This is a genomic window from Streptosporangium sp. NPDC004379 (assembly GCF_042873875.1).
Classification (GTDB): Bacteria; Actinomycetota; Actinomycetes; order Streptosporangiales; family Streptosporangiaceae; genus Streptosporangium.
Window position 1 is genome coordinate 316,111 of the sequence record NZ_JBIAMC010000002.1, and the last position, 23,758, is coordinate 339,868.

Sequence of the window (23,758 nt, forward strand, 5' to 3'; positions counted from 1 at the left end):
CGAAGCACAAGCGAGTCTTTCTTAGAGGGTTTGCGTAGCATCACTTAGATGTTGAGTCTGGAACGGCTCCGCGTCCTGCACGCGATCAGCGCCCACGGGTCGGTCACCGGGGCGGCCGAGGCCCTGCACGTCACCACTTCGGCGATCTCCCAGCAGATGGCCAAACTGGAGCGGGAGGTCGGGCAGCGGCTGCTGGAGCGCAACGGCCGCGGCGTACGGCTCACCGGCGCCGCCGAACTGCTCGTCGCCCACGCCGGCCGGATGCTGTCCCTGGCCGAACGCGCCGAGGCGGATCTGGAGGCCCATCGCGGCGCCGTCGTCGGGCGCCTGACGCTCGCCGCGTTCGCGACGGCCGCGCGCGGACTGGTCCCGCCCGCGCTGGGGGAGCTGCGTCGCGACCACCCGCGGTTGCGCGTCGAGCTGGAGGAGGCCGAGCCGCACGAGACGGTGCCGAGGGTGGCTCGTGGCGACCTGGACATGGCGATCGTCCAGGACTGGTCCGGCCACCCTCTCCCCCTGCCCGGTGATCTGAACAGGGTCGCGCTCCTCGACGATGTCGCGGACGTCGCGCTTCCCGAGGGGCACCCGCTCGCCGCGGGCGACGCCGTCGGCCTCGCGGAGCTCGCCGGTGAACCATGGATCACCTGGAGCCGCGGCTGGATCTGCACCGCCTGGTTGCTGAGCACACTGCGTTCCTGCGGCGCCGAACCGGACATCGCCCACATCGCCGCCGAGCATCACACCCAGCTCGCCCTCGTCGCCGCGGGTCTCGGCGTGGCGATCGTTCCCCGGCTCGGCCGCGATCCGGTGCCCGGCGGCGTCCGCTTCGCCGAGGTACGGCCGAGCCCGGTCCGGCACGTCTACGCGGTGTGGCGCGCCGACGCCGACCGGCGGCCCTCGATCCGCGCCGTGATCCGCGCCCTGCGCCGGCACGCCCTCCGCGGCCCCTCGGAACCTACGGCGAGCGCCGCCCGCGCGGAGTGAGCGGTACGGCCAGCAGCGGCGCCACCGCCGCGAGCGCCCACACACCCTGCCAGGAGGAGGCGGCGAGGGCGACGGGCACGAGCAGCGGGGTGACGAAGGCCGCGGCGAAGATCGTGGTGCCCACCAGGCCGAGGGCCGCGCCGGCCCGGTCCGCGCCCGCCATGACGGCGATCTCGGTGTAGGCGAGGCCGTGCCAGGAGTTGGCCAGCAGCCCGCCGAGCGCCAGGGCGGCGACGGTCAGCGGGACCGGCGCGTGAGCGAGGACGGCGGCGCCCGCCATGGCGAGGGCGGTGAGCGTCCCGATGAGCCGGATGGGGGTCCGGCGGTCGCCGTTCCGGTCGCTGCGCCGGCCGGTCCAGATGCGGGCCGCACCGCCGCCGAGCTGGGCGACCAGCACGGTTCCCGCGGCCAGGGCCGTCCCGGTGCCTCTGGCGTCGTGCAGGAAGACCGCGGTGAAGGTGAGCACGGCGAACTGCGGAACGGTGAGCAGGCTGCCGGCCAGCGCCAGCCGCCACACGTCCCGGCGCAGAAGGGGTGAGACGCCCGGCGCGGGCCGGCGCGGCGCGGGACCGGACTCCCGCCTGGACGCGGTCTCCGAGGGGGCGGGTCCGTTGCCGGGGTCGCGCAGCCAGTGCCAGACCGCCACCGCGGTGAGCAGGCAGAACGCGGCCGGTGCCGCGTAGACGGCGCGGAAGCCGTACGAGGCGGTCAGGGCCGGGAGGAGGGCCACGCCGATGGCTCCGCCCGCCGGGATCGCGGTCTGGCGGATGCTCATGGCCAGCCCGCGTTCCCCGTCGGCGAACCAGGTCATGACCGCGCGGCCGGAGGAGGCGTTGACGCTGCCGCCGAGTGCCCCGGCGACCAGCAGGCACAGGGCGAGCGCGGCCGTCCCGGGCAGCTCGGCGGGGGTGACGGCGACGGCCATCAGCGCCAGCAGCGCGCCGGTGGAGACCAGTCCGGTGAGCAGGACGCGCCGGTCGCCGAACCGGTCGGTCAGCAGCCCCCACGCGATGTCCGACACCGCCACGCCCAGCCCCAGGCAGCCCAGGACCAGGCCGAGCCGACCGGTGGACAGGTGGTAGCCGGAACGCATCGCGACGCCGGTGACCGGGATGCCGGAGAACATCACCGAGAAGCTCGCCTGCGCGGCGACGCTCACGGCCAGGACGACCCATCGGTGCCGGGGGCCGTACCGGCGCGCGTCAGGGGCGGTCCGCACGCGGACGGGGAGGGATGTCGTCACGATGACCCTCTCAAAAGTAACCGGATCGAACGGTTACTCAGCCTGACAGTCGCCGAATAACCTGTCAAAGGGGTTACTATTGAGGGCATGGAGTTCACCTTCGTCAGCGGCGACCTCGGCCTCGATCTGGCCGGGACGGTCGGACGCCGCAGGGGCGAACGCGTCGACCTGCTGGCGACCCCCGCCGACCTGGCCCGCTGGACGGTCGCGGCGGGCCTCCTCGACACCCCGCCGGACACCGATGACGACGACCTGGCGCGGGCGAAGGCCCTGCGCGAGGCGATCTACCGGCTGGCGTCCGCCGCCCGCACCGGATCCCCGTCCGCCGTCACCTCTCCCGCCGTCGCCTCTCCCGCCGCCGGATCCCCGTCCGCCGCCCCCCTCGGCGCCGCGAGCCACCCGGACGGCGCCGCCCCCTTCGACGCCGCGGACCTCGATCTGCTCGACCGCGCCGCCGCGCACCCCCCGCCCGGCGTGCGGCTGCGCGCCCCCGGCGTCCTGGAGCGGACCGGCGACCTGCCCGCCGCCCTGTCCGCCGTGGCGCGGGCCGCCGCCGAACTGCTCGGCGGCCCGCACGCGGCGCTGGTCCGCGAGTGCGAGGCGTCCCCCTGCACCCGGCTCTACGTCGACCTCTCCCATCGCCGCTCCCGCCGCTGGTGCGACATGCGCGGCTGCGGCAACCGGGCCAAGGCCGCCGCCTTCCGCGCCCGCACCCGCTGACGGGAACCACCGCGCCCGCCGATCGTCGCCTCGGGTGTCATGCCTCCCGGACGCCGGCGGCGGCGCGGCGGGTCCTCGGGGTCTCGACCTCGTCGAGCAGTGCGATCGCGAAGTCCTCGTAGGTGATGCGGCTGTCCGGGTCGCCGTGCTCCGCGACCCGGTACCGCCCGGCCGGGACGCCGCCGTGGTCGAAGTCGCCGGCGGGCGTGACGTACGCCCAGTCGAGGTCGCAGTCCCTCAGCACGTCGAGACCCGCCGCGTGCCCGAGGATGAAGGAGCGGTACTCGTCGGGGTAGCCGGGCTCGTCCATCAGCGGCACACCGGATGCTCCCGGCATGACGGACGCGAGACCGACCACCACCAGGCGGTCCACCCCCGCCTGCGCCAGGCCGGCCGACAGGGCGCGGGCCGAGGAGGTGAAGAAGTCGTGCGGCGCCGCGGCCAGGTCCGCGGCGGCGCTGATCGCGGCGTCGTGCCCGGCGGCCACCCGCGCGATGCCCGCCTCGTCCGTGACGTCGCCCGCCACCACCCTCACGGAACCCGCCCCGTCCGCGACGCCTTCCACCGCCCTCACGGAACCCGCCCCGCCCGTGACGCCTTCCACCGCCGGAGCGCCGGCCAGGTCGCCGTGGCGCGCGGGGTCGCGCACCACGGCGGTGACCCGGTGGCCGCGCCGGAGCGCCTCGGCGACGGCCCGCCGCCCGGCCCTGCCGCCCGCACCGAAGATCACGATGTTCATGGGGAACCGCCTTTCGCCGGGGCCGGGACCTCTGCGCCCGGCCTGCCGGGGACGCTATCCGGAGCCGCGGTTACCGCCGGGATACCGGCTATCGTGAGGCCATGAGGGAGCCTCTGTCCGCCGACATGTTCGACGAGCTGTGCCCGTCCCCGCTCAACCCGATCCGGTTCGGCGACAAGTGGGCGGCGCTCATCATCCGGTGCCTCGAAGACGGGCCGCGCCGGTTCTCCGAGCTGCGTGTGCCGCTGCGCCGCGTCACCCCCAAGGTCCTCACCCAGTCGCTGCGCTCCCTCGAACGCGGCGGTCTGGTCTGCCGTACGGTCCGCGCCGGGGCCACCCCGCACGTGGAGTACGGCCTGACCCCGCTGGGCCGCAGCATGCTCGCGCCGCTGGCGGCCGCGTGCGCCTGGGCGGAGGAGCACTGGGACGAGTTGCTCGACGCCCATGAGGCGTACGACGACGCCGCCGGGCGGCCCGCGCACGTTCACGTCTCCGGCCCGGCTGCCGGACCCGGGGTTCACACCTCCGGTCCCGCGGCGGGAGGCCCGGGCGGGTGAGGCGGGACCGTCCGGACGGCTCCCCGTGACTCAGATGCCGCGCACGGCGGCGACGGTGAAGGGCGTCTCCGGGGCGCCCTCCCCCATCGGGCCGCCCTTGTCGAACTGGGAGCGGACCACGTAGAGCGTCCCGCCGACCCGCACCAGCGTCGTCGGGAGCTGCAACGCCTCGTCGGCCACCCGCCGCTCCTGCCGGGCCGAGGAGCCGTCCCGGGAGACCCGCCACCTGCTGATGGCGTCGTCGGAGTTGTGGACGACCCAGAGCGTGCCGTCCCGCAGCTCCAGCCCGTCGGCGTTGCGCATGTCCCCGCCGTGCAGCGCGACCCGGTGGATCGCGCCGGAGGCGATGTCGAGGCGGAAGAGGTCGCCGCCGGCCATGTCCACGACCAGCAGATACCGCCCGGACGGGTCGGCGACGATTCCGTTCAGGGTGTACGCGCCGGGCGTGTGGGCGTCGAGGAGACCGCCCAGGTCGAACCGGGGGGTGAGCGCCACGGGCTTGTCGCCCGCGCCGGCCAGCTGTCCGGGCCTGCGCGGTCACCCCGCCGACCATGAACACCGTGCTCAAGAACCTCCAGGAGAACGGCCTGATCGAGCGCACCCCCCACGAGTGGCGCAGGAACATCCTGGAGACCCGGCTCACCGAGAAGGGCGAGCGGGTGCTGGCCGAGGGGGACGCCCGCGCGGTGCGGGTCGAGCGGGGGCTCTCCGCCGAGTTCAGCCAGGAGGAGCGGGAGACGCCGGTCGCCCTCCTGGGCCGCTGCATCGAGTACCTCCAGTCGGCCCGTCCGGAGCGGCCGGATGGATGCGACCAGCGGGGCTGACCCGACGGCCGTTCGGTGAGCGGCCCGCCGGATGCCGGGCGAGCATCCGGCGAACGCACGGCGGACGGAAGACCCGCCGAGGCCGTCCGATGCCGGACCCCCGCGAGTCCGCCGGGGATCCGGTGGGATCAGAGCGCCGGGGACGCGCCGCGCACGGAGGCCGTACGGCCGGCACGCCTCTCCAGGACGCCCGCGCCCCAGAGCGCCACGCCGATGTAGAGGATCTGCTCGGGGACGCGCTGCCACAGCGGCGTCGCCGGCTCTCCGCCCAGTGTCGTCCCGGCCAGCGCGGCGTGGACGTTGGCCGGGAGCATGAGCACGAAAAGCAGCGCCAGGCAGATCCCCGCCGCCCGCCGGGTGGCCGGCAGCACGAGCCCCACCGCCCCGGCCAGTTCCAGGACGCCGGTCAGGTAGACCACGAAGGCCGGGAACGGGACGAACGGCGGGACCATGGCCGTCATGTCGGCGTGGTTCGGCATGAAGGTCACGCCCGCCGGGACGAAGTGGGCACTGGCCGTCATCACCAGCATGACGGCCAGACCGTGCGCGGCGCTCGCCCGCCAGGTGGCGAAACGGGACAGGCGGAAGACCGCGCCCAGCAGGCGGAAGACCAGCGTGGCCACGATGAGGACGATCGACGTCATGAAACCCTGCTCCTTTTAGATAGTTGCAGTATCCAATTATGGATAATACTCCTATCCACTAGCCCTCTCGCAAGCGAGACGCCTGAGCGAGATATACAAACGATCGGTCGTTAATGTAGTTTGGCGTTCATGACACACGACGGCCGACTGCTGCGCGGGTCACGCAGCCGGGAGGCGATCCTGGAACGCGCGGTGAGCCTGGCCTCCGTCGAGGGACTGGACGGCCTCTCCCTGGGGCGGCTGGCCGCGGCGACCGGCACCAGCAAGTCCGGGTTCTTCGCCCACTGGCGCGACAAGGAGCAGCTCCAGCTCGACGCCGTGGAATGGGCCGCCCGCCAGTGGGCCGAGTCGGTGGTGACGCCGGCCCTGCGGGCCCCCGCCGGCGTGCGGCGGCTGTTCGCGCTGCACGAGGCCCGGCTGAAGTTCTACAGCGACGGCGTGCTGCCCGGCGGATGCTTCTTCTTCACCGTGCAGACCGAGTTCGACGACCGCCCCGGGGCGGTGCGCGACCGCGTCGCGCGGGCCATGCGCGAGTGGCTGGAGTTCGTCCGTCGGCTGGCGGCCGAGGCCGTGACGCTGGGCGAGCTGGCCGACAGCGTGGATCCGGCCCAGCTCGCGTACGAGATCGACGCGCTCGGCGAGATGGTCGTCACGCACTCCCGCCTGTACGAGGGACAGGTCTCGTTCGTCCACGCTCGCCGCGCCGTACTGCAACGCCTGCGTGCGCTCTGCCCGAACCCTGAGCTTCTCCCGGAGGACTGATCATGATCGACGACGGCGTGTTCGAGCGGGTCCAGGTGCATTTCGACGATCTCGACGCCATGGGGCTGCTGCACAACTCCCGGTACGCCCTGCTGGTCGAGCGGGCGGTCGGCGCGTACTGGCAACGCCTGGGCTGGGCGGCGGACCCGGCCCGGTCGGCGTTCAAGGACGTGTTCCTGGCCGTGCGCGAGTTCAAGGTGACCTACCACGCCCCCATCGCCGGGGCCGGTGAGCCGACGGTGCACTTCTGGATCGAGCGCATCGGCCGCACCAGCAACGTGTACGGCTTCCGTGTGCTGTCGCCCGACCGCACGGTGCTGCACGCCGACGGCTACCGCGTCAACGTCAACCTGGACCCGGCCACGCTGCGGCCGACGCCGTTCAGCGACGAGCTGCGCGCCGCCGCCGAGCCCCTGCTCCGCCGTACGGCGGCGGCATGCTGAGGACCCGCTGGATCGCCGGTCCGGCGGCCGGGCATCCGGGCCCGCTGGTGGCCGCGCTGACGGACTACCGGGCGGACCGCCTCCTCGACCTGCCCGGGATCGCCCGGCGCGGTCTCGCACTGAGCCGCCTGTGGCCGGCCCTGCCGGGCGCGGTGGGCATGTGGCTGTGGGCGGACCTTCCCGGCCGCCGGGTCGGCTCGCTGTCGGTGTGGCGCGGGGAGGACGATCTCCAGGCGTTCGTACGGCTGCGCGAGCACGTGCAGATCATGCGCGAGTACCGCCACCGGGGCGTGCTCCGATCCCGCACCTGGCAGGTCGACGACCTGGACCGGGTCGTCCTGACGCCGTAGCGGGATCCGGACCGCGCGGCTCGGTGCCGCACCCTCCGCTTCCTGTCGGACCGGGCTGCGAGACTCCGCGCATGCGTGAACTCGATCTCCCGGAGGCCGTCGCCCTTCCCGGGTCCTTCACCGGTTCTTGCACCGGGCGTTTCCCGGCGGAACGCCCCTCGGGCGCCCGTCCCGCTCCCGGCCGTGTCGGGTGGTCGGCATGAGCGCGTCCGGACCGTTCGACCTCCGGCCAGGCCCGGAGGAGTGGAGGTCCGCGTGGATCGCCCGCGGCGAGTTCCGCGACCGGCGGTTCGAGCCGCCCGCCGGGGTGTCCACGGTGACCTTCGACCGGGCGCGACTCGTGAACGTGGACTTCTCCGGTATGCGGTTCACCGATTTCAGCGTCCACGACAGCACGTTCGAGGGCTGCGACTTCTCCGGCGCGGCCTTCGAACGGCTGTCACTGGGTCTGACCGGCATGCCGCGGCCGGAGGGCGGCATGGACCGGCCGCGTTCGGGCTTCCGTCCTCTCGGAGCCGTCCTCGGACGGCTGACGCCGGACCGTGGCACGCGGGTCCCAAGGAGCGGCGCGGACTGGCCGCGGTCGGTCTTCCGCGACTGCGTCTTCCGGCGCACCCGCTTCGCACCGCTCACCTTCTTCGGCAACGTCCGGTTCGAGAACTGCACGTTCGACCGATCACGCCTGACCGGCCAGACGCTCACGTTCGAAGCCGAGTTCGTCGGCTGCGTCTTCCTCGGCCGGGTGCGGAACGTCAATTTCTGGGGCCGCCCGAGCGACCATGAGCGGGGCAGGCTGGGCCGGGACCGCAACGACTTCACCGGCAACGACTTCACCGGCGCGGAGCTCGACGACGTCGCCTTCCGCCACATCGACCTGCGGGCGCAGCGCTTCCCCGGCCCGCCCGGCCACGCGATTCTCGACCGGATCGGCGAGCGGGTGGATGCGGTGCTGCCCCTGGTGGAGCGCTGGCCGGACCCCCGTCACCGGGAGACGGCCCGGTCCTGCCTGGAGTTCCTGGCGGACGAGGCCGCGGAGTACAACGACGACGAGGCGCTGGTGAGCCCGTCGCGCATGGGCCCCAAGCTTCCGCCCGCCCTCCGCGAGGAGCTGTTCGAGGCGCTCAGACGCACACCCAGCGGTACATCCCCTGGCTGAGCCGTACGGCCTCACGCGCCAGGTCCCGCAGGGCCGTGACCCGTCCGAGTTCGAACTCGTCGAACAGTTCCTCCTCGGCGTACTCGCGCAGCCGGGCGTCGTCCACGGCGGCGAGCGCGGCGACGGTCTCGGACGCCATCCGGTCCACACTCGCCGCCTCGCCGTCGTCGGCGAGGAGCTCATGGTCGCCGAACTCGCTGAGGTCGCGCCCGCTGAGCTCGGCCGCCAGCGCGTCGAGCTCGTCGATCCATCCCTTGCAGTCGGCGTACGGCAGGCCCATGGCCCCTGGCCCGCCGGACAGCGCCAGGCGGGCCGACCGCTCGGAGTCCGCCGTGAAGTAGTCGACGAGAACGCCCATGGCGGATCACTCTACCTAGATCATCCGTACCGGCCCAGGGGCCGGTACGCCGGGGCGTGCCCGATCCCGCGGATCGACGCCCTGGACCGGGTCGCGCCGCCGGGGCCGATCCCGGCTACGCCGCCTCGGCGGCCTCCCCGGCCTCGCGCAGGACACGGGAGCGCCGCTGCCCGGCCAGGAGATGCCCGGCCCCGATGACGAGCACGACGGGCCAGTCGATGATCTCCAGGGCTCCCAGCACACCGAGCACCGCGTAGAAGGCGAGGTGCTCGGGGGGCGGAAGGGTCACCCTGCCGATCACCGGAACGGTGACGTGCGGCTCCTGGAGTTCGCCGGGTCCGCCGCCACGCTTGCCGCGCGGAACCGATGTGGATCTCGCCGCCATGATGGCCTCCGTCGGGTTCAGCGAGAGGACCACCGGATTCGCCCCGCGGGGAGATCGCTTCCCGTGACGGTCCGCACCTTCGGAACGGGCGGGGCTTGTCCGTCGCCTCCCCCGGCCGGAGGAGGCGAGAGCCGTCCCTCCGGCGGGGAGACGCCACGAATCAGGGTCCCTCAGCTGGGGTTCCCGCTCTCCCGCAGACCGTAACACGGCCGCCGGGAGCTTTACGGTCGCACGCCGGACCATCGGCCCCGCACACGAGAGGGGCACGCGGTGACCCCGCGATGCCATCGGGCGGCCGCGTGCCCCCTGTCAGCCCTCTGTCAGCCCTCTGCCACCTCACTGCCACCCCGCCGGTGGTCAGCTGCCCGCGGGCGGGAACGCCTCGGGGTTCTCCACCGGGTCGAGCGGGGCGTTCCAGGACGGGTCCTCGACGAGCACGCAGGGCTTCACCGGGCCGTCGGTGACCTGGAAGAGGTACTGCCACAGCGCTCTCGGCCTCTCCGGCCCCGAGGTCTGGTCCTCGTTCTCGGTGAACTCCATGACAACGGTCCAGTTCGGCTTGATCCTGTCCGGATGGATCCTCAGGCCGCCGCCCGGCACCCTGTCGTACGCCTTCTCGGAGGGCGTGTTCTCGATCGCCTTCCTCACCCTGGCCCGGACCGCGGGATCCTTGCTCTTCAGCTCCTCGAGCTCGACGCCCGGCTCTTCGACGCTGGTGAAACGATCCGGGGCGCACCTCTTGCCCGGCTTCACGTATGAGACGTCCGCCTTCACGCCCAGCTCGGCGAGGTCCCGCTCAACCTGCTCCGGGTTCCGGAACTCGTTGATCTTCAGGAGGATCGACCCGTCGGACTCCTGGGTCAGCGCGTACGCCGCGTTCTCCGTCCCCGTGACCATCGGCACGGCCACCAGCGCCGCGGCGGCCACGCCGGCGGCCGCGGCCACCACCGGCAGACGACGCCGGAAGGGGTTGCGGGCGGGCCTCCGTGCCGCCCGCTCGTTCATCTCAGCCTTGAGCTCCATGAGCAGTCTCTCCTCGAAGTTCATCGGAGTCCTTCCATGACCGTGGGGGAGATGACGCCGGAAACGTGGCGCAGTGCCTTGCGGGCGCGGTGCAGCCGGACCCTGGCGGTCCCCTGCCGGATGCCGAGCGCGGCGGCCGCCTCGGGAACGGAGAGCTGGTCGACGGCGACCAGCTCCAGGACGGCGCGCTCGCTGTCGGGCAGGCCGGCCATGGCCTCGAAGGCCCGCCGGGCCGGGCTCTCCGCGTCCAGCCGTTCCTCCATCCGCGACAGGTCGTCCACGTCGAGGAGCCGCCTCCCGCTGATCCGGCCGGCCAGCCGCAGTTCGCTCACGACCCGTCGCCGTTCGGCGGACAGGGTGTTGCGTGCCACGCCGTACAGCCAGCCGATCTCACTGCCCAGGCCGGAGCGGTAGGTGTGCGCCGAGTCGAGCACCGCGACGAAGACCTCCGCGACCAGGTCGGCGACCGTGTGGGGGTCGTCCACCCGGCGGGCCATGAACCGCGTGACCGCTTCGACGTGGCGCCGGTAGAAGGCTTCGAAGGCCTCGGGATCGGTGGAGATCTCCACCGATCCCGTCTGTTTGAAGCGCACCGACCGTGCTCCCTTCGTCATCTTCCCGAACACGCCTTTGCTTGGAAGAAGACCGAAGAAGCGTTACATGATCGACGAAAGACTCTTTCCGACGGAGCGACGTCGTCGCCCCGATCGGCGACGCCCTCGATGACCTCGACCGGCTCGGACGAAGATCATCAATCGCGTGAAACGCCTGCGGATGACATCGGGGCTGATCCATGGTGCCGAGTTTTCGATCATGAAGGAATCATCATGAAACAGTCATCATGCCTGCGTATCGGCCGATCAGCGCTCGTGACGGCGCCGGCCGGAGGGGTCGCGCCGGCAGGTGCCGTACCCACTGCGAACGCAGCCCCGGCCGCTCCCGCGGCCCGGCGGACGACGATCGGACCGTTCGGGTACGGCAGCCTGAGGCTCGGGATGTCCGCGGCACAGGCCGAGGCGGCCGGGAAGATCGTCCGCAAATCCATCGACACCCCCACCACGTGCTCGACCTGGGACCTGAAGGCGGAGCGGTACGGCGGAGACCGGGCGGGGGTGTCCATCTCCCGGAAGCAGGGCGTGGCCATGATCTCCGCCCCCGGGTACCGTCAGAACGCCTGAGGACATCGGCCGGAGCTCCACGTACGCACAGCTGAAGGCCGCCTACCCCAGGCTGAAGCGGAACGCGATGCACGGGACCTTCGCCACCGTTCCGGGCGACCCCAGAGCGTCGCACATCTTCCCCGTGTCGAAGAACGGGGTACTCGACGTGATCCTGATCCTGACCGCGCAGGACCGCCTCCGGCAGCGGCCCGTCCCGGGAGGTGGATCGCCGGTGCCTCCCCTGCCGCTTGACGGCCGTGAACTTCACGGTCGCACGCCGGCCCGTCGGCCGGCGTGCGCGTGAAGGGCCTGCGGTCAGCTCCCGGTCACCCGCGGTCGCCCCGGGTCACTCGGACCAGGCCGCCAGCTCGTTGCCGGCGGGGTCCCTGAAATGGAAGCGCCGGCCACCGGGAAAAGAGAATATCTCTTTCACGATGGTTCCACCGGCGCCGGCCACCTTTTCGTACGCCGCTTCCAGGTCCTCGACATGGACGACCGCCAATGGCATGCGGGACCGCGCCCCGGCGTCGGCGATGAGTCCGCTGCTCACGCCGCTGTCCGCGGTGTCGGCGTAATGGTCACCCCAGTCCTGGAATTTCCAGCCGAACACCTCTCCGAAGAACGTCTTGGCGGCCTGGAGTTGTTCGATGGATTCCGCTGGGAATTCGACGAGGTCGATATGATTGAAATGGCTCATAGGGCCGTTATCGTAGGACCGTGTCGGCACCTCGTCCAACGTTCCACCCGTGGGCGAGTGATCTTCGCCTCGTCCGGCGGGTCACCGCCGGTGACCGTACGCCTCGTCCCGGAGCAGGGAGCCGACCCGGGCGTCGACGTGCTCACCCCGGTGGAAGAGGCGCCTGCGAAGCGTCACCTCGACCAGGGAACCCGCCTTCCGGGCCACCCTCACGGGGTCCTACCCGCGGGGTCGGTCTCGCCACCAGTCGAGCACCCGGAGCGCGCGGAGGGTGTTCCAGCGGCTCGGCCTGCCCACGCCCTCCTCCAGGGGGAAGTGGACGCGGCCCTGATGGACGCGGTCGAGCAGCCAGCGGCCGTCGGGCCGCCGCTTGGAGCGGACGACCTCCACGGCCTCCGCCATCCTGGGGTCCGGCTCGGCCCCCGAGCGCCTGAAGTAGTCGAGCGCGCGCAGCACGTCGTAGTGCCAGTAGTACGGGAAGGCGAAGTCGAGGTACGTCGCGTCGACGACCTCACCGGTGCTCCTGCGGCGGAACAGACCGCGTTCGAGGAGGTACTCCTCCCCTCCGCGGCGCGCCTCGCGCACCGCGTCGGACCCGCCGGTCGCCCGCTCGAATTCGAGGAGTCCCTCCAGCACGTTGATCGTCGTGTCGATCGAGGAGCGCACCGATCCGTTCTCGGCTTCGCAGTTCCAGCCGCCGTCGGCGAGCCGCTCACCGAGGACCCGCTCCACGATCACCGAGACGTCCGCCCCGAAGTAGGCGCCGGTCTCGATCGTCCTGCCGTTGATGCAGGGCTCGACCTCGCCGTCGAAGTACCGCTGCCCCTCGTGCTCCCACCGCCCGTTCTCGGCGACGAGCGGGATCGTACGGCGGGCCGCCTTCGACGCCGGGTCGAGGCCGAGGATCTGCAGGGTGTGCAGGGTGTGCATCGTCGCCGTCCAGGGCTGCCCGGGCTCACCGCCGGTGTAGGACGCGGGGAAGCAGGCACCGCCTTCCCACAGGCCGTCGGCGCCCTGGAGCGCCAGGAGACGGGCGCCCCAGCCCTCGTGCTCCACGCGTGCCCGTTCGGCGGCGACCTCGTCGGGCGAGGAACCGGTGAGGTCGCGTAGCACCTGCCAGCGAATGGCGGGGTCGGATTCGAACAGCCAATCGATCGCGGTCATCGCCGTACCATAGACCATCCGGAGCGCCCGATCACAGGGTTCCGCCGGGATGCATCCCGGGGCAGGAGACGTCCCGGCGGCACCGGGCCCCGCCGCCCCCGGGAGGCGGACGGAGGAGGCGGGGACGGTTCCGCTCTGCGCGAAGTCACCGGAACTCGAACGCGCCGTCTACCTATGGTGAGGTATGGCCTTCTCTGTCCCGCCGCTACGTCCGGCGACCGGTCGGACCGACCCCAAGCCGTCCCCGGTTCGCGAGCCGCTGTGGCGGCACGTGCTCGGTGAGCGGCTCAGAGATCTCCGTCACGAGCGGGGCGAGAAGCTGAGCGAGACGGCGCGTCGCGCCGGCGTCTCGCCGCAGTATCTCTCCGAGATGGAACGGGGCGTCAAGGAGCCGTCGAGCGAGATGATCGCCGCGGTCGCCGGCGCGCTCGATGTCACCCTGATCGATCTGACCCTCGCCGTCGCCGAGAGCCTGCGGTCCGCCCAGAGCGGCACGTCGAGAGGCGCCACCTGCTCCGCGGCGTACTCCCTGGCCGCCTGACGCGCTCCCCGGCCCGAAGGCCGGGGCACCGGCCCGCCGGGGGCGTCCATGGCCCTATGAACGCTCCTCGATGATCTGGTCGAGGAGCCCGTACTCCAGGGCCGCGGTCGCGGTGAACACGCGGTCGTGGTCGGTGTCGGCGCGCAGGGTCTCGACGGTCTGGCCCGTGTGCCGTGACAGGAGGCGCTCGATGTCCGCTCGGACACGGACGACCTCGTCGGCCTGCAGGATGAGATCGGGGATCGCTCCGCGCCCCTGGGCGGCCGGTTGGTGCAGGATTATCCGTGCGTGCGGAAGGGCGGCGCGTTTTCCCTCGGCGCCCGCGGCGAGAAGGACGGCGCCCACCGCGACGGCCTGTCCGACGCAGGTCGTCTCGACCCGCGGGCGGATATAGCGCATGGTGTCGTATATCGCGAGCATCGCACTCGGATCCCCACCCTCACAGTTGATGTAGAACTGTATGCTGGCATCGGGGTTGTCCGACTCCAGGAAAATCATCTGCGCGATGAGCGCGTTCGCGACGCCCGCGTCGATCGCGGTTCCCAGATAGACGATCCGCTCGGTGAGAAGATGCGAGTAGACGTCCATGATCCGCTCGCCGCGGGGATTCCGGGCGATGACGTTGGGAATGGTGTAACTGCTCACTGGCCGGCTCCTTCGGTGATGCCGAATCCGGACCGCGGGCGATTGCGCGGCGCTATTTCGTCGAAGCTCTGGACGATCTCGTCGATGAAGCCGTAGTCCAGTGCCTCCTGCGCCGTGTACCAGCGATCGTGCAGGGAGTCCTCGAAGATCCGCTCCACGGGCTGCCCCGTGTCCTCGGCGATGAGGCCGAGCACCGTGTCGCGGGTGTGCCGGAGGTCGTCGGCCTGCAGTTCGATGTCGACCGCGGTGCCGCCGATCCCGGCCGAACCCTGGTGCATCAGGACACGCGCGTGCGGCAGGGCGCGGCGCTTTCCCCGGGCGCCCGAGGACAGCAGGAACTGCCCGGCGCTGTAGGCGATTCCCAGCACGAGGGTCGACACGTCGCAGGGGATGAGCCGGATGACGTCGCGAATGGCGAGCATCGACGGGACCGAGCCGCCCGGGGAGTGGATCCACAGTGCGATGTCGGCCGACGCGTCCTGCGTGGCGAGCGCTATCAGTTGCGTGGCGAGCAGTGTCCCGTTGTCGTCATTGAGAGGACCGTCGAGAACGAGAACGCGCCCCTCGTAGAGTTCGCGCCTCACCCGCGCGTCGAACAGTGGAAGTTTCGATTCTTCGCCCATGCGTTCATCATGTGGGGCGCGACGGACCGATGTCGCCGCGATCCGCCTGCGGCAGATCTGCTCTGAGCAGCGCGAGTCCGGTTCGCGGACGTCGCGGCCGGGAATCGGCTCTCACCCGCCGGCCTCTCCCCCGGCCGGGTCCTTGCCGGGTCCGCTCGCTCGGACAGCCGCCCGCGGCGCCCGCTGGGAGCGGCCGCGATCGGCGTCCTTCCGGGTCCTCGACGTCTCCGTCGGCCCGGGGCGGTTCAGGGAGCCCAGCCCCCGAGATCATTTCTTGGGCATGAGGACGGTGTCGATGATGTAGACGGTGGCGTTGCGGGTGGACACGTTCCCGCACACCACGCCGGCGCCGCCGACCGTGTAGTCCTGGCCGGAACCGCTGGTGGTGACCTTGCCGCCCTGCAGCGTGGCGAACGAGCCGTCGGCCAGATCGGCCGGTGTCTTGCGGCCCTGGACGACGTGGTAGGTGAGGATGTCGGTGAGCATCTTCTTGTCGGCCAGCACCTTGTCGAGCGCGGCTTTGTCGATCTTGGCGAAGGCGTCGTCGGTCGGGGCGAAGACGGTGATGTCCTCGGCGGAGTTGAGGGTGTCGACCAGGCCGGCCTTCTTCACCGCGGCGACCAGGGTGGAGAGCACCGGGTTGTTGGAGGCCGCGGTGGCCACCGAGTCCTCGGCCATGCCGGTGAAGCTGCCCTTGCCCGAGGCGGGGACCGCGGAGCAGGCCGTACCGAACGGCGCGGCCGCGGCGGACTCGCCGGCAGTCGGGGCGCCGCCGCCGGTGGCCATCGGGGCGCTGCCGGTGGACGGCGCCGCGCCCATGTCGGCGCCGGTGTCGGCATCGCCTCCGCACGCGGTCAGGGACACGGCCAGGGCCAGCAGGGGCAGAGCGACGGCAAGGCGATTGTTCTTGATCATTTTTATTGATTCCTTGTCTGAGTGTGAACAGGCGGACAGACGGTGGAACAGGGGATTCAGGTGACGGTCACCAGGACCGAGTGCCAGCCGGTGGCGCCGTCGGGAATGGTGGGTGCGCGCCGGCTGGTCTGGACGGCGCCGGTGGCGTCGACGGCGCGGACCTCAAGGCGGTGCCGGCCGGGAGTGGCGTTCCAGGGCAGCTTCCACTGCCTCCAGGTGTCGGGGCCGGGGGTGGCGGCGAGCTGCGCCTGTCGCCAGGGGCCGTCGTCGATGCCGACCTCCACGGCGGCGATGCCGCGGTGCTGGGCCCAGGCGGTGCCCGCGACCATGACCGGGCCGGCGGGCACGGTGGCGAAGGGCTTGGGAACCTCGATGCGGGAGGCGGTCTTGATCGGGGCGCGTTCGGCCCATCCCCGGCGGGTCCAGTAGGACCGCCCGCCGCCCGGCGGAATGAGGTGGAGCTCGGTGACCCACTTGGTGGCCGAGGCGTAGCCGTACAGCCCCGGCACGATCAGGCGGGCGGGGAAGCCGTGCTCGGGCGGGAGCGCCCGGCCGTTCATCGCGATGGCCAGGAGCGCGTCGCGGCCGTCCAGGATGGTCTCCAGCGGGGTGGTGGCGCTCCAGCCGTCGGCCGAGCGGGACAGCAGTTGCGCCGCGCCACGCCGGACGCCCGCCTGGCGCAGCAGCGCGGCGAGATCCAGGCCGAGCCAGCGGGCATTGCCCGCGTACGGCCCGCCGACCTCGTTGGACACGCACGTCAGGGTGATGTCGCGTTCGGTCAGCGGCCGGGCCAGCACCTCCCGCAGGGTCAGCTCGACGGGCTGATCGACCAGCCCGTGGATGCGCAGCGTCCAGTCGTGGGGGTCCACCTGGGGGATGACGAGCGCGGTGTCGACACGGTAGAAGGCGGTGGCGGGGGTGGTGAACGACGACAGGCCGGGGACCGCCAGGTCCGTACCGGCGGGCAGGGGCGGGGCCGGGCGCGCCGGGCGTGGGAGCGCGATCGCCGTGACGCCGGGCCGCCGCAGGGCGGTGATCGCGCGGCTCCCGCCGCCGGCGAGCGCGGCCAGCCCCAGCATGCCGGCGCCCGCGGTGAGGAGGACGCGCCGGTCGAGGTCGCCGTGGGCCCCCTCGCGGCCGTCGTCCTTCCGGGCGAGGAGGTCGTCGTGGGCCTTTTCGCGACCCTCGTTCCAGGTGAAGCGGTCATCGTGGCCCCCTTCACGGCCGTCGTCGTTCCGGGTGAAGTCGCCGAGCGCGACACGGTCGCGCGACAGGAGAAGGCGGCCGACCAGCCGAAGCGTGATCACGCCGGTGATGACCGCGACCGCCGACGGCAGGACGTCCACGGGCAGGACGGCGGGCCTGGTCAGGACCGCCGCCCCGGCGACCGCCACGACCCCGGAGAGGATCGTGATGGCCACGCGCGGTCGCCGGAGCGCGGCCGGACCGATGGCCGCGGCGGTCAGGAGGAACCCGGCCGCCAGGGCGAGCAGCAGCACGAGCTTGTCGGCGCTGCCGAAGGTGCGGATGGCGAAGTCCTTCAGCCATCCGGGGGTCAGATCGATGAAGGCCGATCCGACCGCCGCCGGCGGGCCGGCCTGCGGTCGCCCGATCAGCGCCGCCGCCAGCTCCGCCATGGCCATGGAGAGGATCCCGGCCAGCACCCCGTAGGCGGCTGCCGTGAAGCCTCGTTTCTCACCCGTCACACCAGGGATTCGGAGCCGCTCCCCGATCGGATGGGTGTCAGGCGGCCGGGATGTCCACCAGCAGGATCGGGTCGCCGGTGGGCTGCCGGGAACCGCCGGCCGGCTCTTGGGTCATACCCAGCCTGGCCGTCCCCGCGCCGGCCGTGACCAGCACCGGCGTGGCGCTGCCCGAGCTGACGGTGAGCAGACCCGCCGAGCTGATCTCCCCCGGCGCCAGCCGCCACAGTTGGTAGACCCGGCCCGCGGGCGGGTCGGGCAGGCCGGAGGCCCAGAACACCATCCGCCTCTCCGACCGCGAGACCAGCACGCCGCCCCGCATCCCGCCGGACACGGCCGTCGAGGTGCGGGCGTCCGGGGCGGTCATCACCGCCGTGATCTCCTGCTGGCTCCGGCGGATCTCCTCCAGCCGGCTCCGCGTCTGCAACGTCGTGACGCCCATGGCCACCACGGCCGCCAGCATCGCGGCCACGCCGGCCGCGGCCAGCCAGGGCCGCCACCCTCCCGGCCGCCGGCGTGGTCGCGCGACGGCGGGGGGAAGCTGCCGGGCCTGCTCGATCTCGGCCATCACCCGTGCCCGCAGACTCGACGGCGGCTCGGCGGCCACCGCGGCGCCCATCCTGGCCGCCGTCTCCATCAGCGTGGTGATCTCCCGGGCGCATTCCTGGCATCCGGCAAGGTGCCGCTCGAAGCGGCGGCGCTCCAGCTCGTCGTCGAGGGCGTTGAGCGCGTACGCTCCCGCCAGCGTGTGGGGATCGAACTCCTGTCGCCGCTCTGTCATCGCTCCACTCCCAGGCAGTCCCGCAGCCGGATCAACCCGTCTCGCATCCGTGTCTTGACCGTCCCCAGCGGCGCCTTGACCAGCTCGGCGACCTCCCGGTAGGAGTGGCCCCCGTAGTAGGCGAAGGTGACCGACTCACGCTGCAACTCGGTCAGCCCCTCCAGGCAGCGGCGCAGCCGCTCGCCTTCCAGACGGCCCACCACCAGCTCGGTCACCTCGTCGAAGGGGCGGTACGGTTCCAGCCGCGCCGCCCGTTCCTCCCGATCCATGACCGCCTGCGCCGAACGCACCCGGTCGATCGCCCGCCGGTGCGCGATGGTCAGCACCCATGCCAGCACCGACCCCTTGTCCGGTTCGTAACGGGTGGCGCTGCGCCACACCTCCACCAGGACCTCCTGCGCCACCTCCTCGCTGTGCGCCCGATCCCGCAACACCCTCAGGACCAGCCCGAACACCCGAGGAGCCAGCACCTCGTACAACCGCTCGAACGCCTCACGATCACCCTTGCCGACCGCCTGCAGCAGTTCCTTCAGCCCCGGTGAGAAATCATCCGGACGGTCTTCGCCGATCGGCGACCGGCCACGCGCTCCCATGCGCCCCCTCCTGCCCCTGCCGGCACGGCACCGGCCACAGGAACTTCGTCGCCGGTCGCGTATCGGATGGGTCGGCACATCCGTTGACCGGCGAATCCCCTCACCCACCCGGCGCGGGGACGGGCGCACCGGCACGGCGTGGCGGATCGGGACGCGCGTGCTCCCATTTCCTCCTCGAGCGTGGGGGCCGGCTCCCGGCACGCTCCGCCGCGGAAGGAAATCCCAGCACACCGGAGAACCGCCTCCACGGACCCGGAGGCGCACCGAATCTCTTCGCCGAATTCGAGTATCCCGGTAAACGCGTTTTTAAAACAGGCGTCGTATCTGGTGTGCGACATTCGTCGCGAGGGAAGACGCCGAACGAGAAAGGGAACTCATGCTGCCATTAAGCGGTGTGACCCGGAACGAACCGTTCACCCACCCCCGGCTCTCTCAACCCCCGCTCCGCAGGACGCTGCACCGGATGGTACGGCGCGCGTACGGCCGGGTACGGCAGAGCGACCTCGGCGCGCTACGGGTCGCACTGGGCGGCACCGGCGTGGACGGCTACGCCCGGACCGCCGCCCCGCTGGACTACACGAACGCGACGGCCGACGACACCCTGGAAAAGCTGATCGAGGTCTTCAACGACAGGACCCCGTACGTCATGCAGGCGGGAACCCGGCAGAACCAGCCTCCGAAGAACCCCGGCCTGACGGTGCTGAAGACCATGGTGGACGAGGTGACCGCCGTTCTCACCCAGATCGCCGCGGGTAACGCCGACGCGCACATCATCGCCGTCTTCGCCCTCCCGGACAACACCAGGGTGCCGGGGATCAGGAAGACGTTCACCGAAGCCGCGGAAGGGCTGAACCGTCTCCACGACAACCGGTTGATCCTGCTGGACCACCGGGGTGATCTGAGCATTCAGGGCGCCGGCGCGACGTCCTCGCCGAGGTCGCTGACCGTTCCCGAGACGTTCGTGGACGCCCGTACCGACGGCCGGATCCGCACCCTGCTGCACGAGTCCTTCCACATAGCCAGCACGGACATCACGGATCACCTCTACTTCGGCGCACCGGGCTTCGCGACGGCCGCCTGGCCGATCAAGAGCACCAACGCCGACCACTACGCCGAGGTGGCCAGACGCCATGCGGGCCTGACCCTGCCCGCGCCCGCTCCGCTCACCGTGCTCGGCCCTCCGGGTGGCCCGGCCCTGACGGCTCAGCAGGAGGCCAAGGTGCGCGAGGCGATGACGGAGGCGCAGCAGCGGCTCACCCGAGCCTGGGCCCGGTCGCTGTGGGTGTGGCAGCGGATGGGATACGTACAGCGGTATCAGACCTCGTGGGTGTGGCTGGGCACCGCACCGGACGAACTACTGCTCCGGCAGCTCATGCTGGAGTCGGAGCAGATCTCGATGACCCTGCACCACGGGGCCGAGGGCCGCTCCACCACCCGGGCCGACGTCGCACCGGAGCTTCCCTTGATCACCGCTTACGACTTCGCGGTGATGGAGGAGGTTCTGGCTGATCTGCACCAGCTGGTGGGCTGGGGCTTGGCGCAGAACACCGTGCACGTGCTGCCGGCCGGAGCGGCCCCGCCCGCGGGGAACGCGGCCCACCTGCTGGTCGCGGACGTGACGAACGCCGCGACGCCGATGACCGGCCTCGCCGATCAGTTCGTCGCTCAGGCCACTGTGTCGCCGGCCGACCCCTGGTTGCCGACCTCAGCCGCGCTCAAGACCCTCGTGGACGGCATGCGCGTCCGCTACGACCAGATGTCCGCTTGAGAGACCGTCCGGCCTGAGAACCCATCCGACCCGGGGACGCGGCGCGCGTCCGCGACGCGTTCCGGGGGGAGGTCCGCTCGGCGCCTGGCTGGATCCGGCCCGTCGCCGTCTTCGATTCGACGCAGCCGGGGGTCAGGACGCCTGGCGGTCGCGGGTCCAGGCGGGGCTGTCGAGGAAGTGGTTGTCGTAGAGGTCCTGGGAGGCGAGCAGTTCGTCGAGCGTGGCCTCGCCCCGGCGCAGGCGGTCGAGCAGGCGGAAGTACTCGAAGCGCTGGATGCCGGGGGCGACGACGATGAGGAGGTCGGCGGTGTGGCCGGGGGCGGCGGCGAACGCGTGGGGTGTCAGCGGGGGCACGGCCGCCACGTCGCCCGCCTCCAGCGTCACGATCTCCTCGCCGGACAGGACGCGGGCCCTGCCCTCCAGGATGTAGAACAGCTCGGTCGCGGTGGCGTGGTGGTGGGGCACGGCGCCGTCCGCGCCTTCGGCGAGCGTCATCCGGATGGTGCTCAGCGCGCCGCCGGTGTCGCCGGAGTCGAGCAGCAGCCGTCCGGTCGCCGTGGGCGAGCCGATGGTCTCGGCGTCGACCGCGTGGACGACGGCGGTTTCCACGATCATTGACATGTCAGGTTCCCTTCGAGCGCGCATGACACGAGCCGTTCCGCGTAGGCCCGGTCGACAGGCGCGCCTGTGATCATCACTCGGTAGTAGAGGGCGCCGGCCAGCTGGTCGAACAGCGCCTCGGCGTCGAGGTCCGCGCGCAGCTCTCCGCGTACGCGCGCCCGCTCGATCAGGGCGAGCGCGATGGCGTTGCGCTCGGCGTACTGTTCGCGGGTCAGCCGGCCGATGTCCTCGTGCCTGGCCGCGGCGGCCACGAGCTCGCCGGCCGTTCCGGCGGAGGGCCCCCGGCGGTGCCCGGCCGCGCGCATGCGGTTGAGCCCGGCGGCGATCTTCTCCAGGTAGTCGACGAGGTCGGCCCGGATGTCGCCGGTGTCGGTGATCTCGTCATCGGCCTGCAGCCGTGCCACCACCGCGACGGCCAGATGGTCCTTGGTCGGCCAGCGGCGGTACAGCGTGGTCTTGGCCACCCCCGCCTGCTCGGCCACCTCGTCGATGGACAGACCGGCGTAGCCGCGCTCGAACAGCAGGGCGGCGGCGATCCGCAGCACCCGCTCGTCGACCTGCATGTCACGCGGCCGCCCCCGAGGCGCCATGCCGACCTCCCTGTTACGAAACTCGTGTAGCGAAATAAAAGCTACTCCCCGCCCCGCCATTACGCAACCGCGGTTTCGTAATGGCGGGGCGGCCGGGGACGGCGGTGAGGGCTACGGCCGGCCGTCCGAACCGGTCACAGCCGGGCCGTCACCGTCAGGGCGACGGCGGTCAGCGCGGCGAGCAGGGCCCAGGCGGGCGCGAAACCACCGGTCAGGTCGGCGAGCAGGCCGAGCGCGGCCGGCGCCAGGACGACCGCCACCTGGTTGACGGCCATGGCCAGGCCGAGGACGAATCCGGTGTGGCCCGGCGGCGCCGACTCGGCGGCGTAGGCGACCCAGGGGCCGTACCAGCCGATTCCGAAGAAGCCGAGCCAGACGAAGAGCGCGCAGGCCGCGACGGGAGACCGGCCGACGGGGGTCGCCAACGCGGTCATCCCGACGATCACGGCGGCCAGGCACGTCAGGACGCAGGCGTAGCGGCCGGATCGGTGGCGGTCGCTCCAGGCCGCCAGGCAGACACGGCCCAGCGCGCCCGCGCACTGGACCGCGACGTAGACCAGGGCCGCCGGGGCGGCGTCCATGGACGTCACCTCGTGCAGGTACAGCACGGTGAGGACGCCCACGCCGCTGTGCACCGACACCATGCTCACACCGGAAAAGACGATCTTCTTCATGTACGGCTCGCGGAGCAGCTCCAACCGCACGCGGGACGCGGCCGGCGTCGGTCGCCGGCCCGGTGGGCGGCGGCAGAAGGCCATGAAGACGACGGCGCCCGACAGCGCGGCGAGCGAGCCCGCCACGAGCGTCGACCGCCAGCCGAAGGCGGTCGCCAGCGAGGGGAGCGCGAGGGCGGCGAGGACGCCTCCGAGCGGGAGCCCCGCCTGGCGGACACCCATGGCCAGGCCACGCTGCGACGTGTCGAACCAGGACGCCACCGATTTACCGCCGCCCGGCTGGACGGTGCTGTACCCCGCACCGACGATCAGCAGGACCACGAGCAGGGAGGCGTACCCCGGGGCCGCGCTTCCGGCGGCCAGCGCGACGGCGACCACGAGAGCACCGATCCCGACGACCCAGCGTTCGTCGTGGCGGTCCAGCAGCCGTCCCGCCACGAGCAACCCGGCCAGCGGAAGCAGCTGAGCCGCCGACAGCAGCAGGCCCAGCCGGGTCGCGTTCAGCCCCAGGTCCCGTTGCAGGTGGACGCTCATCGCGCCGATGCCCTGCACGAAGAACGCGGCCGCGGCCTGGGTGAAGGTCGCGACACCCAGAATGACCCAGCGGTATCGCGACGTCCTCACGGCTTCCAGCACAGCAGGGGGTCGGGGTGGTCCGCGAAGCCGAGCCGCCGGTAGAGCGGCTCCGCCTCGCGGGAGGCGGTGAGGTCGACCCGTACGGCGTCGCGGTCGCGGAACCAGTCGAGCAGGCCGAGCATGACCGCCCGGCCGTACCCGCGCCGCCGGTGCGACGGGTCGGTGACCATGCCGATGACGTGGCCGATCCTCCCGTTGCGGGAGTGGGGGCCGGGGAACCACTGTTCGATCGTGCCGATGCCGCAGGCGGCCAGGCCGGTGCCGCCGTCCACGACCAGGATCCGGCAGTCGGGCTCGGTCAGCTTCCGCCGGAGAACCCGGGCGAGCGCGTCGCGCCAGTCGTCACCGGCGTCCGCCGGGTTGAAGAAGTCGCCGCCGAGGTCGTCGAAGAGCAGTGTCCGGAGACGGACGAGTTCGGGAATGTCATGCTCTGTTGCTGTTCGCGTCATGGCGTACAGG

At 72.1% G+C, this 23,758-nt stretch carries 32 protein-coding genes; 11 read left to right on the forward strand and 21 right to left on the reverse strand.

What is annotated here, in order from left to right:
- Window positions 1-48: 48 nt before the first annotated feature.
- Window positions 49-984: a LysR family transcriptional regulator gene (locus ACFYSC_RS05455; protein ID WP_389957036.1), complete on the forward strand. Its 936-nt coding sequence runs from the start codon at window positions 49-51 to the stop codon at window positions 982-984.
- On the opposite strand, the gene ACFYSC_RS05460 is transcribed toward ACFYSC_RS05455, so the two are convergent.
- Window positions 956-2,227, reverse strand: coding sequence for an MFS transporter (locus tag ACFYSC_RS05460; RefSeq protein ID WP_389957039.1), 1,272 nt, complete (start codon window positions 2,225-2,227; stop codon window positions 956-958). The genes ACFYSC_RS05455 and ACFYSC_RS05460 overlap by 29 nt on opposite strands.
- 87 nt (window positions 2,228-2,314) lie before the next feature.
- Between ACFYSC_RS05460 and ACFYSC_RS05465 the strand changes: the two genes are divergently transcribed.
- Window positions 2,315-2,947, forward strand: a complete 633-nt coding sequence (locus tag ACFYSC_RS05465; RefSeq protein WP_389957042.1) for a CGNR zinc finger domain-containing protein — start codon at window positions 2,315-2,317, stop codon at window positions 2,945-2,947.
- A 37-nt stretch (window positions 2,948-2,984) separates the two neighbouring features.
- Here the strand turns inward: ACFYSC_RS05465 and ACFYSC_RS05470 are convergent, their stop codons facing one another.
- Window positions 2,985-3,686 carry an NAD(P)-dependent oxidoreductase gene (locus ACFYSC_RS05470; protein WP_389957045.1) on the reverse strand — a complete coding sequence of 234 codons (702 nt, stop codon included), beginning with the start codon at window positions 3,684-3,686 and terminating at the stop codon, window positions 2,985-2,987.
- Window positions 3,687-3,787: 101 nt separating this feature from the next.
- Between ACFYSC_RS05470 and ACFYSC_RS05475 the strand changes: the two genes are divergently transcribed.
- Window positions 3,788-4,243 carry a winged helix-turn-helix transcriptional regulator gene (locus ACFYSC_RS05475; protein ID WP_389957048.1) on the forward strand — a complete coding sequence of 152 codons (456 nt, stop codon included), beginning with the start codon at window positions 3,788-3,790 and terminating at the stop codon, window positions 4,241-4,243.
- Between the two features lie 30 nt (window positions 4,244-4,273).
- Here ACFYSC_RS05475 and ACFYSC_RS05480 read toward each other — a convergent pair whose 3' ends face one another.
- A complete protein-coding gene (locus ACFYSC_RS05480) occupies window positions 4,274-4,738 on the reverse strand; it encodes a hypothetical protein (RefSeq protein WP_389957050.1) in 465 nt (154 codons plus the stop codon).
- A 56-nt stretch (window positions 4,739-4,794) separates the two neighbouring features.
- Between ACFYSC_RS05480 and ACFYSC_RS05485 the strand changes: the two genes are divergently transcribed.
- Window positions 4,795-5,067 carry a hypothetical protein gene (locus ACFYSC_RS05485; protein WP_389957053.1) on the forward strand — a complete coding sequence of 91 codons (273 nt, stop codon included), beginning with the start codon at window positions 4,795-4,797 and terminating at the stop codon, window positions 5,065-5,067.
- A 128-nt stretch (window positions 5,068-5,195) separates the two neighbouring features.
- On the opposite strand, the gene ACFYSC_RS05490 is transcribed toward ACFYSC_RS05485, so the two are convergent.
- Window positions 5,196-5,711 (reverse strand): hypothetical protein, encoded by a 516-nt coding sequence (locus ACFYSC_RS05490; protein ID WP_389957056.1) that lies wholly within the window; start codon window positions 5,709-5,711, stop codon window positions 5,196-5,198.
- A gap of 129 nt (window positions 5,712-5,840) precedes the next feature.
- Between ACFYSC_RS05490 and ACFYSC_RS05495 the strand changes: the two genes are divergently transcribed.
- From ACFYSC_RS05495 to ACFYSC_RS05510, 4 genes are all read left to right on the forward strand, one after another.
- Entirely contained in the window at window positions 5,841-6,473 is a 633-nt protein-coding gene (locus ACFYSC_RS05495) for a TetR/AcrR family transcriptional regulator (protein ID WP_389957058.1), read from the forward strand.
- Between the two features lie 2 nt (window positions 6,474-6,475).
- Window positions 6,476-6,916, forward strand: a complete 441-nt coding sequence (locus ACFYSC_RS05500; RefSeq protein ID WP_362930970.1) for a thioesterase family protein — start codon at window positions 6,476-6,478, stop codon at window positions 6,914-6,916.
- The gene (locus ACFYSC_RS05505) at window positions 6,910-7,266 is read left to right on the forward strand and encodes a hypothetical protein (protein WP_389957062.1); all 357 of its coding nucleotides are present in this window, start codon (window positions 6,910-6,912) and stop codon (window positions 7,264-7,266) included. The genes ACFYSC_RS05500 and ACFYSC_RS05505 overlap by 7 nt, the downstream gene beginning before the upstream one ends.
- Window positions 7,267-7,465: 199 nt before the next feature.
- Window positions 7,466-8,422: a pentapeptide repeat-containing protein gene (locus tag ACFYSC_RS05510; RefSeq protein ID WP_389957065.1), complete on the forward strand. Its 957-nt coding sequence runs from the start codon at window positions 7,466-7,468 to the stop codon at window positions 8,420-8,422.
- On the opposite strand, the gene ACFYSC_RS05515 is transcribed toward ACFYSC_RS05510, so the two are convergent.
- The 4 genes from ACFYSC_RS05515 to ACFYSC_RS05530 all read right to left on the reverse strand — a co-directional run bounded on the left by ACFYSC_RS05515 (window position 8,388) and on the right by ACFYSC_RS05530 (window position 10,781).
- The gene (locus tag ACFYSC_RS05515; RefSeq protein WP_389957068.1) at window positions 8,388-8,780 is read right to left on the reverse strand and encodes a hypothetical protein; all 393 of its coding nucleotides are present in this window, start codon (window positions 8,778-8,780) and stop codon (window positions 8,388-8,390) included. The genes ACFYSC_RS05510 and ACFYSC_RS05515 overlap by 35 nt on opposite strands.
- A 115-nt stretch (window positions 8,781-8,895) precedes the next feature.
- Window positions 8,896-9,165, reverse strand: coding sequence for a hypothetical protein (locus ACFYSC_RS05520; protein ID WP_389957071.1), 270 nt, complete (start codon window positions 9,163-9,165; stop codon window positions 8,896-8,898).
- A gap of 357 nt (window positions 9,166-9,522) precedes the next feature.
- Complete coding sequence (locus ACFYSC_RS05525; protein ID WP_389957073.1) at window positions 9,523-10,212, reverse strand: hypothetical protein; 690 nt, start codon at window positions 10,210-10,212, stop codon at window positions 9,523-9,525.
- Window positions 10,209-10,781: an RNA polymerase sigma factor gene (locus tag ACFYSC_RS05530; RefSeq protein WP_389957076.1), complete on the reverse strand. Its 573-nt coding sequence runs from the start codon at window positions 10,779-10,781 to the stop codon at window positions 10,209-10,211. Before ACFYSC_RS05530 ends, ACFYSC_RS05525 begins: the two co-directional genes overlap by 4 nt.
- A gap of 402 nt (window positions 10,782-11,183) precedes the next feature.
- On the opposite strand from ACFYSC_RS05530, the gene ACFYSC_RS05535 reads away from it, so the two are divergent.
- On the forward strand, window positions 11,184-11,366 hold the full coding sequence (locus ACFYSC_RS05535; RefSeq protein WP_389957079.1) for a hypothetical protein: 183 nt from the start codon (window positions 11,184-11,186) through the stop codon (window positions 11,364-11,366).
- Between the two features lie 328 nt (window positions 11,367-11,694).
- Here the strand turns inward: ACFYSC_RS05535 and ACFYSC_RS05540 are convergent, their stop codons facing one another.
- The 3 genes from ACFYSC_RS05540 to ACFYSC_RS05550 form a co-directional block, all read right to left on the reverse strand.
- Window positions 11,695-12,045, reverse strand: a complete 351-nt coding sequence (locus ACFYSC_RS05540) for a VOC family protein (protein WP_389957081.1) — start codon at window positions 12,043-12,045, stop codon at window positions 11,695-11,697.
- A gap of 81 nt (window positions 12,046-12,126) precedes the next feature.
- A complete protein-coding gene (locus ACFYSC_RS05545; RefSeq protein ID WP_389957084.1) occupies window positions 12,127-12,258 on the reverse strand; it encodes a hypothetical protein in 132 nt (43 codons plus the stop codon).
- 6 nt (window positions 12,259-12,264) lie between these two features.
- On the reverse strand, window positions 12,265-13,209 hold the full coding sequence (locus tag ACFYSC_RS05550; protein WP_389957087.1) for a squalene cyclase: 945 nt from the start codon (window positions 13,207-13,209) through the stop codon (window positions 12,265-12,267).
- Between the two features lie 184 nt (window positions 13,210-13,393).
- Here ACFYSC_RS05550 and ACFYSC_RS05555 point away from each other — a divergent pair, with 184 nt between their 5' ends.
- Entirely contained in the window at window positions 13,394-13,750 is a 357-nt protein-coding gene (locus ACFYSC_RS05555; protein ID WP_362930954.1) for a helix-turn-helix transcriptional regulator, read from the forward strand.
- Window positions 13,751-13,804: 54 nt separating this feature from the next.
- On the opposite strand, the gene ACFYSC_RS05560 is transcribed toward ACFYSC_RS05555, so the two are convergent.
- The 6 genes from ACFYSC_RS05560 to sigK all read right to left on the reverse strand — a co-directional run bounded on the left by ACFYSC_RS05560 (window position 13,805) and on the right by sigK (window position 19,010).
- Window positions 13,805-14,395 carry a ClpP family protease gene (locus ACFYSC_RS05560; RefSeq protein ID WP_389957090.1) on the reverse strand — a complete coding sequence of 197 codons (591 nt, stop codon included), beginning with the start codon at window positions 14,393-14,395 and terminating at the stop codon, window positions 13,805-13,807.
- A complete protein-coding gene (locus ACFYSC_RS05565) occupies window positions 14,392-15,018 on the reverse strand; it encodes an ATP-dependent Clp protease proteolytic subunit (protein ID WP_362930950.1) in 627 nt (208 codons plus the stop codon). Before ACFYSC_RS05565 ends, ACFYSC_RS05560 begins: the two co-directional genes overlap by 4 nt.
- Window positions 15,019-15,285: 267 nt before the next feature.
- Entirely contained in the window at window positions 15,286-15,933 is a 648-nt protein-coding gene (locus ACFYSC_RS05570) for a fasciclin domain-containing protein (protein WP_389957093.1), read from the reverse strand.
- A 56-nt stretch (window positions 15,934-15,989) separates the two neighbouring features.
- Window positions 15,990-17,639: a molybdopterin-dependent oxidoreductase gene (locus ACFYSC_RS05575; protein ID WP_389957096.1), complete on the reverse strand. Its 1,650-nt coding sequence runs from the start codon at window positions 17,637-17,639 to the stop codon at window positions 15,990-15,992.
- A 37-nt stretch (window positions 17,640-17,676) separates the two neighbouring features.
- Window positions 17,677-18,417 (reverse strand): anti-sigma factor domain-containing protein, encoded by a 741-nt coding sequence (locus ACFYSC_RS05580; RefSeq protein WP_389957099.1) that lies wholly within the window; start codon window positions 18,415-18,417, stop codon window positions 17,677-17,679.
- Window positions 18,414-19,010 (reverse strand): ECF RNA polymerase sigma factor SigK, encoded by a 597-nt coding sequence (gene sigK / locus ACFYSC_RS05585; protein WP_389957102.1) that lies wholly within the window; start codon window positions 19,008-19,010, stop codon window positions 18,414-18,416. Before sigK ends, ACFYSC_RS05580 begins: the two co-directional genes overlap by 4 nt.
- Before the next feature lie 394 nt (window positions 19,011-19,404).
- Here sigK and ACFYSC_RS05590 point away from each other — a divergent pair, with 394 nt between their 5' ends.
- Window positions 19,405-20,778 carry a hypothetical protein gene (locus ACFYSC_RS05590; protein WP_389957105.1) on the forward strand — a complete coding sequence of 458 codons (1,374 nt, stop codon included), beginning with the start codon at window positions 19,405-19,407 and terminating at the stop codon, window positions 20,776-20,778.
- 132 nt (window positions 20,779-20,910) lie between these two features.
- Here ACFYSC_RS05590 and ACFYSC_RS05595 read toward each other — a convergent pair whose 3' ends face one another.
- The 4 genes from ACFYSC_RS05595 to ACFYSC_RS05610 form a co-directional block, all read right to left on the reverse strand.
- The gene (locus ACFYSC_RS05595) at window positions 20,911-21,399 is read right to left on the reverse strand and encodes a cupin domain-containing protein (protein WP_362930938.1); all 489 of its coding nucleotides are present in this window, start codon (window positions 21,397-21,399) and stop codon (window positions 20,911-20,913) included.
- Window positions 21,390-21,989 (reverse strand): TetR/AcrR family transcriptional regulator, encoded by a 600-nt coding sequence (locus tag ACFYSC_RS05600; protein ID WP_389957109.1) that lies wholly within the window; start codon window positions 21,987-21,989, stop codon window positions 21,390-21,392. Before ACFYSC_RS05600 ends, ACFYSC_RS05595 begins: the two co-directional genes overlap by 10 nt.
- 134 nt (window positions 21,990-22,123) lie before the next feature.
- Window positions 22,124-23,287, reverse strand: a complete 1,164-nt coding sequence (locus ACFYSC_RS05605; RefSeq protein WP_389957112.1) for an MFS transporter — start codon at window positions 23,285-23,287, stop codon at window positions 22,124-22,126.
- Window positions 23,284-23,748 carry a GNAT family N-acetyltransferase gene (locus tag ACFYSC_RS05610; RefSeq protein WP_389957115.1) on the reverse strand — a complete coding sequence of 155 codons (465 nt, stop codon included), beginning with the start codon at window positions 23,746-23,748 and terminating at the stop codon, window positions 23,284-23,286. The genes ACFYSC_RS05605 and ACFYSC_RS05610 overlap by 4 nt, the downstream gene beginning before the upstream one ends.
- Between the last annotated feature and the right edge of the window lie 10 nt (window positions 23,749-23,758).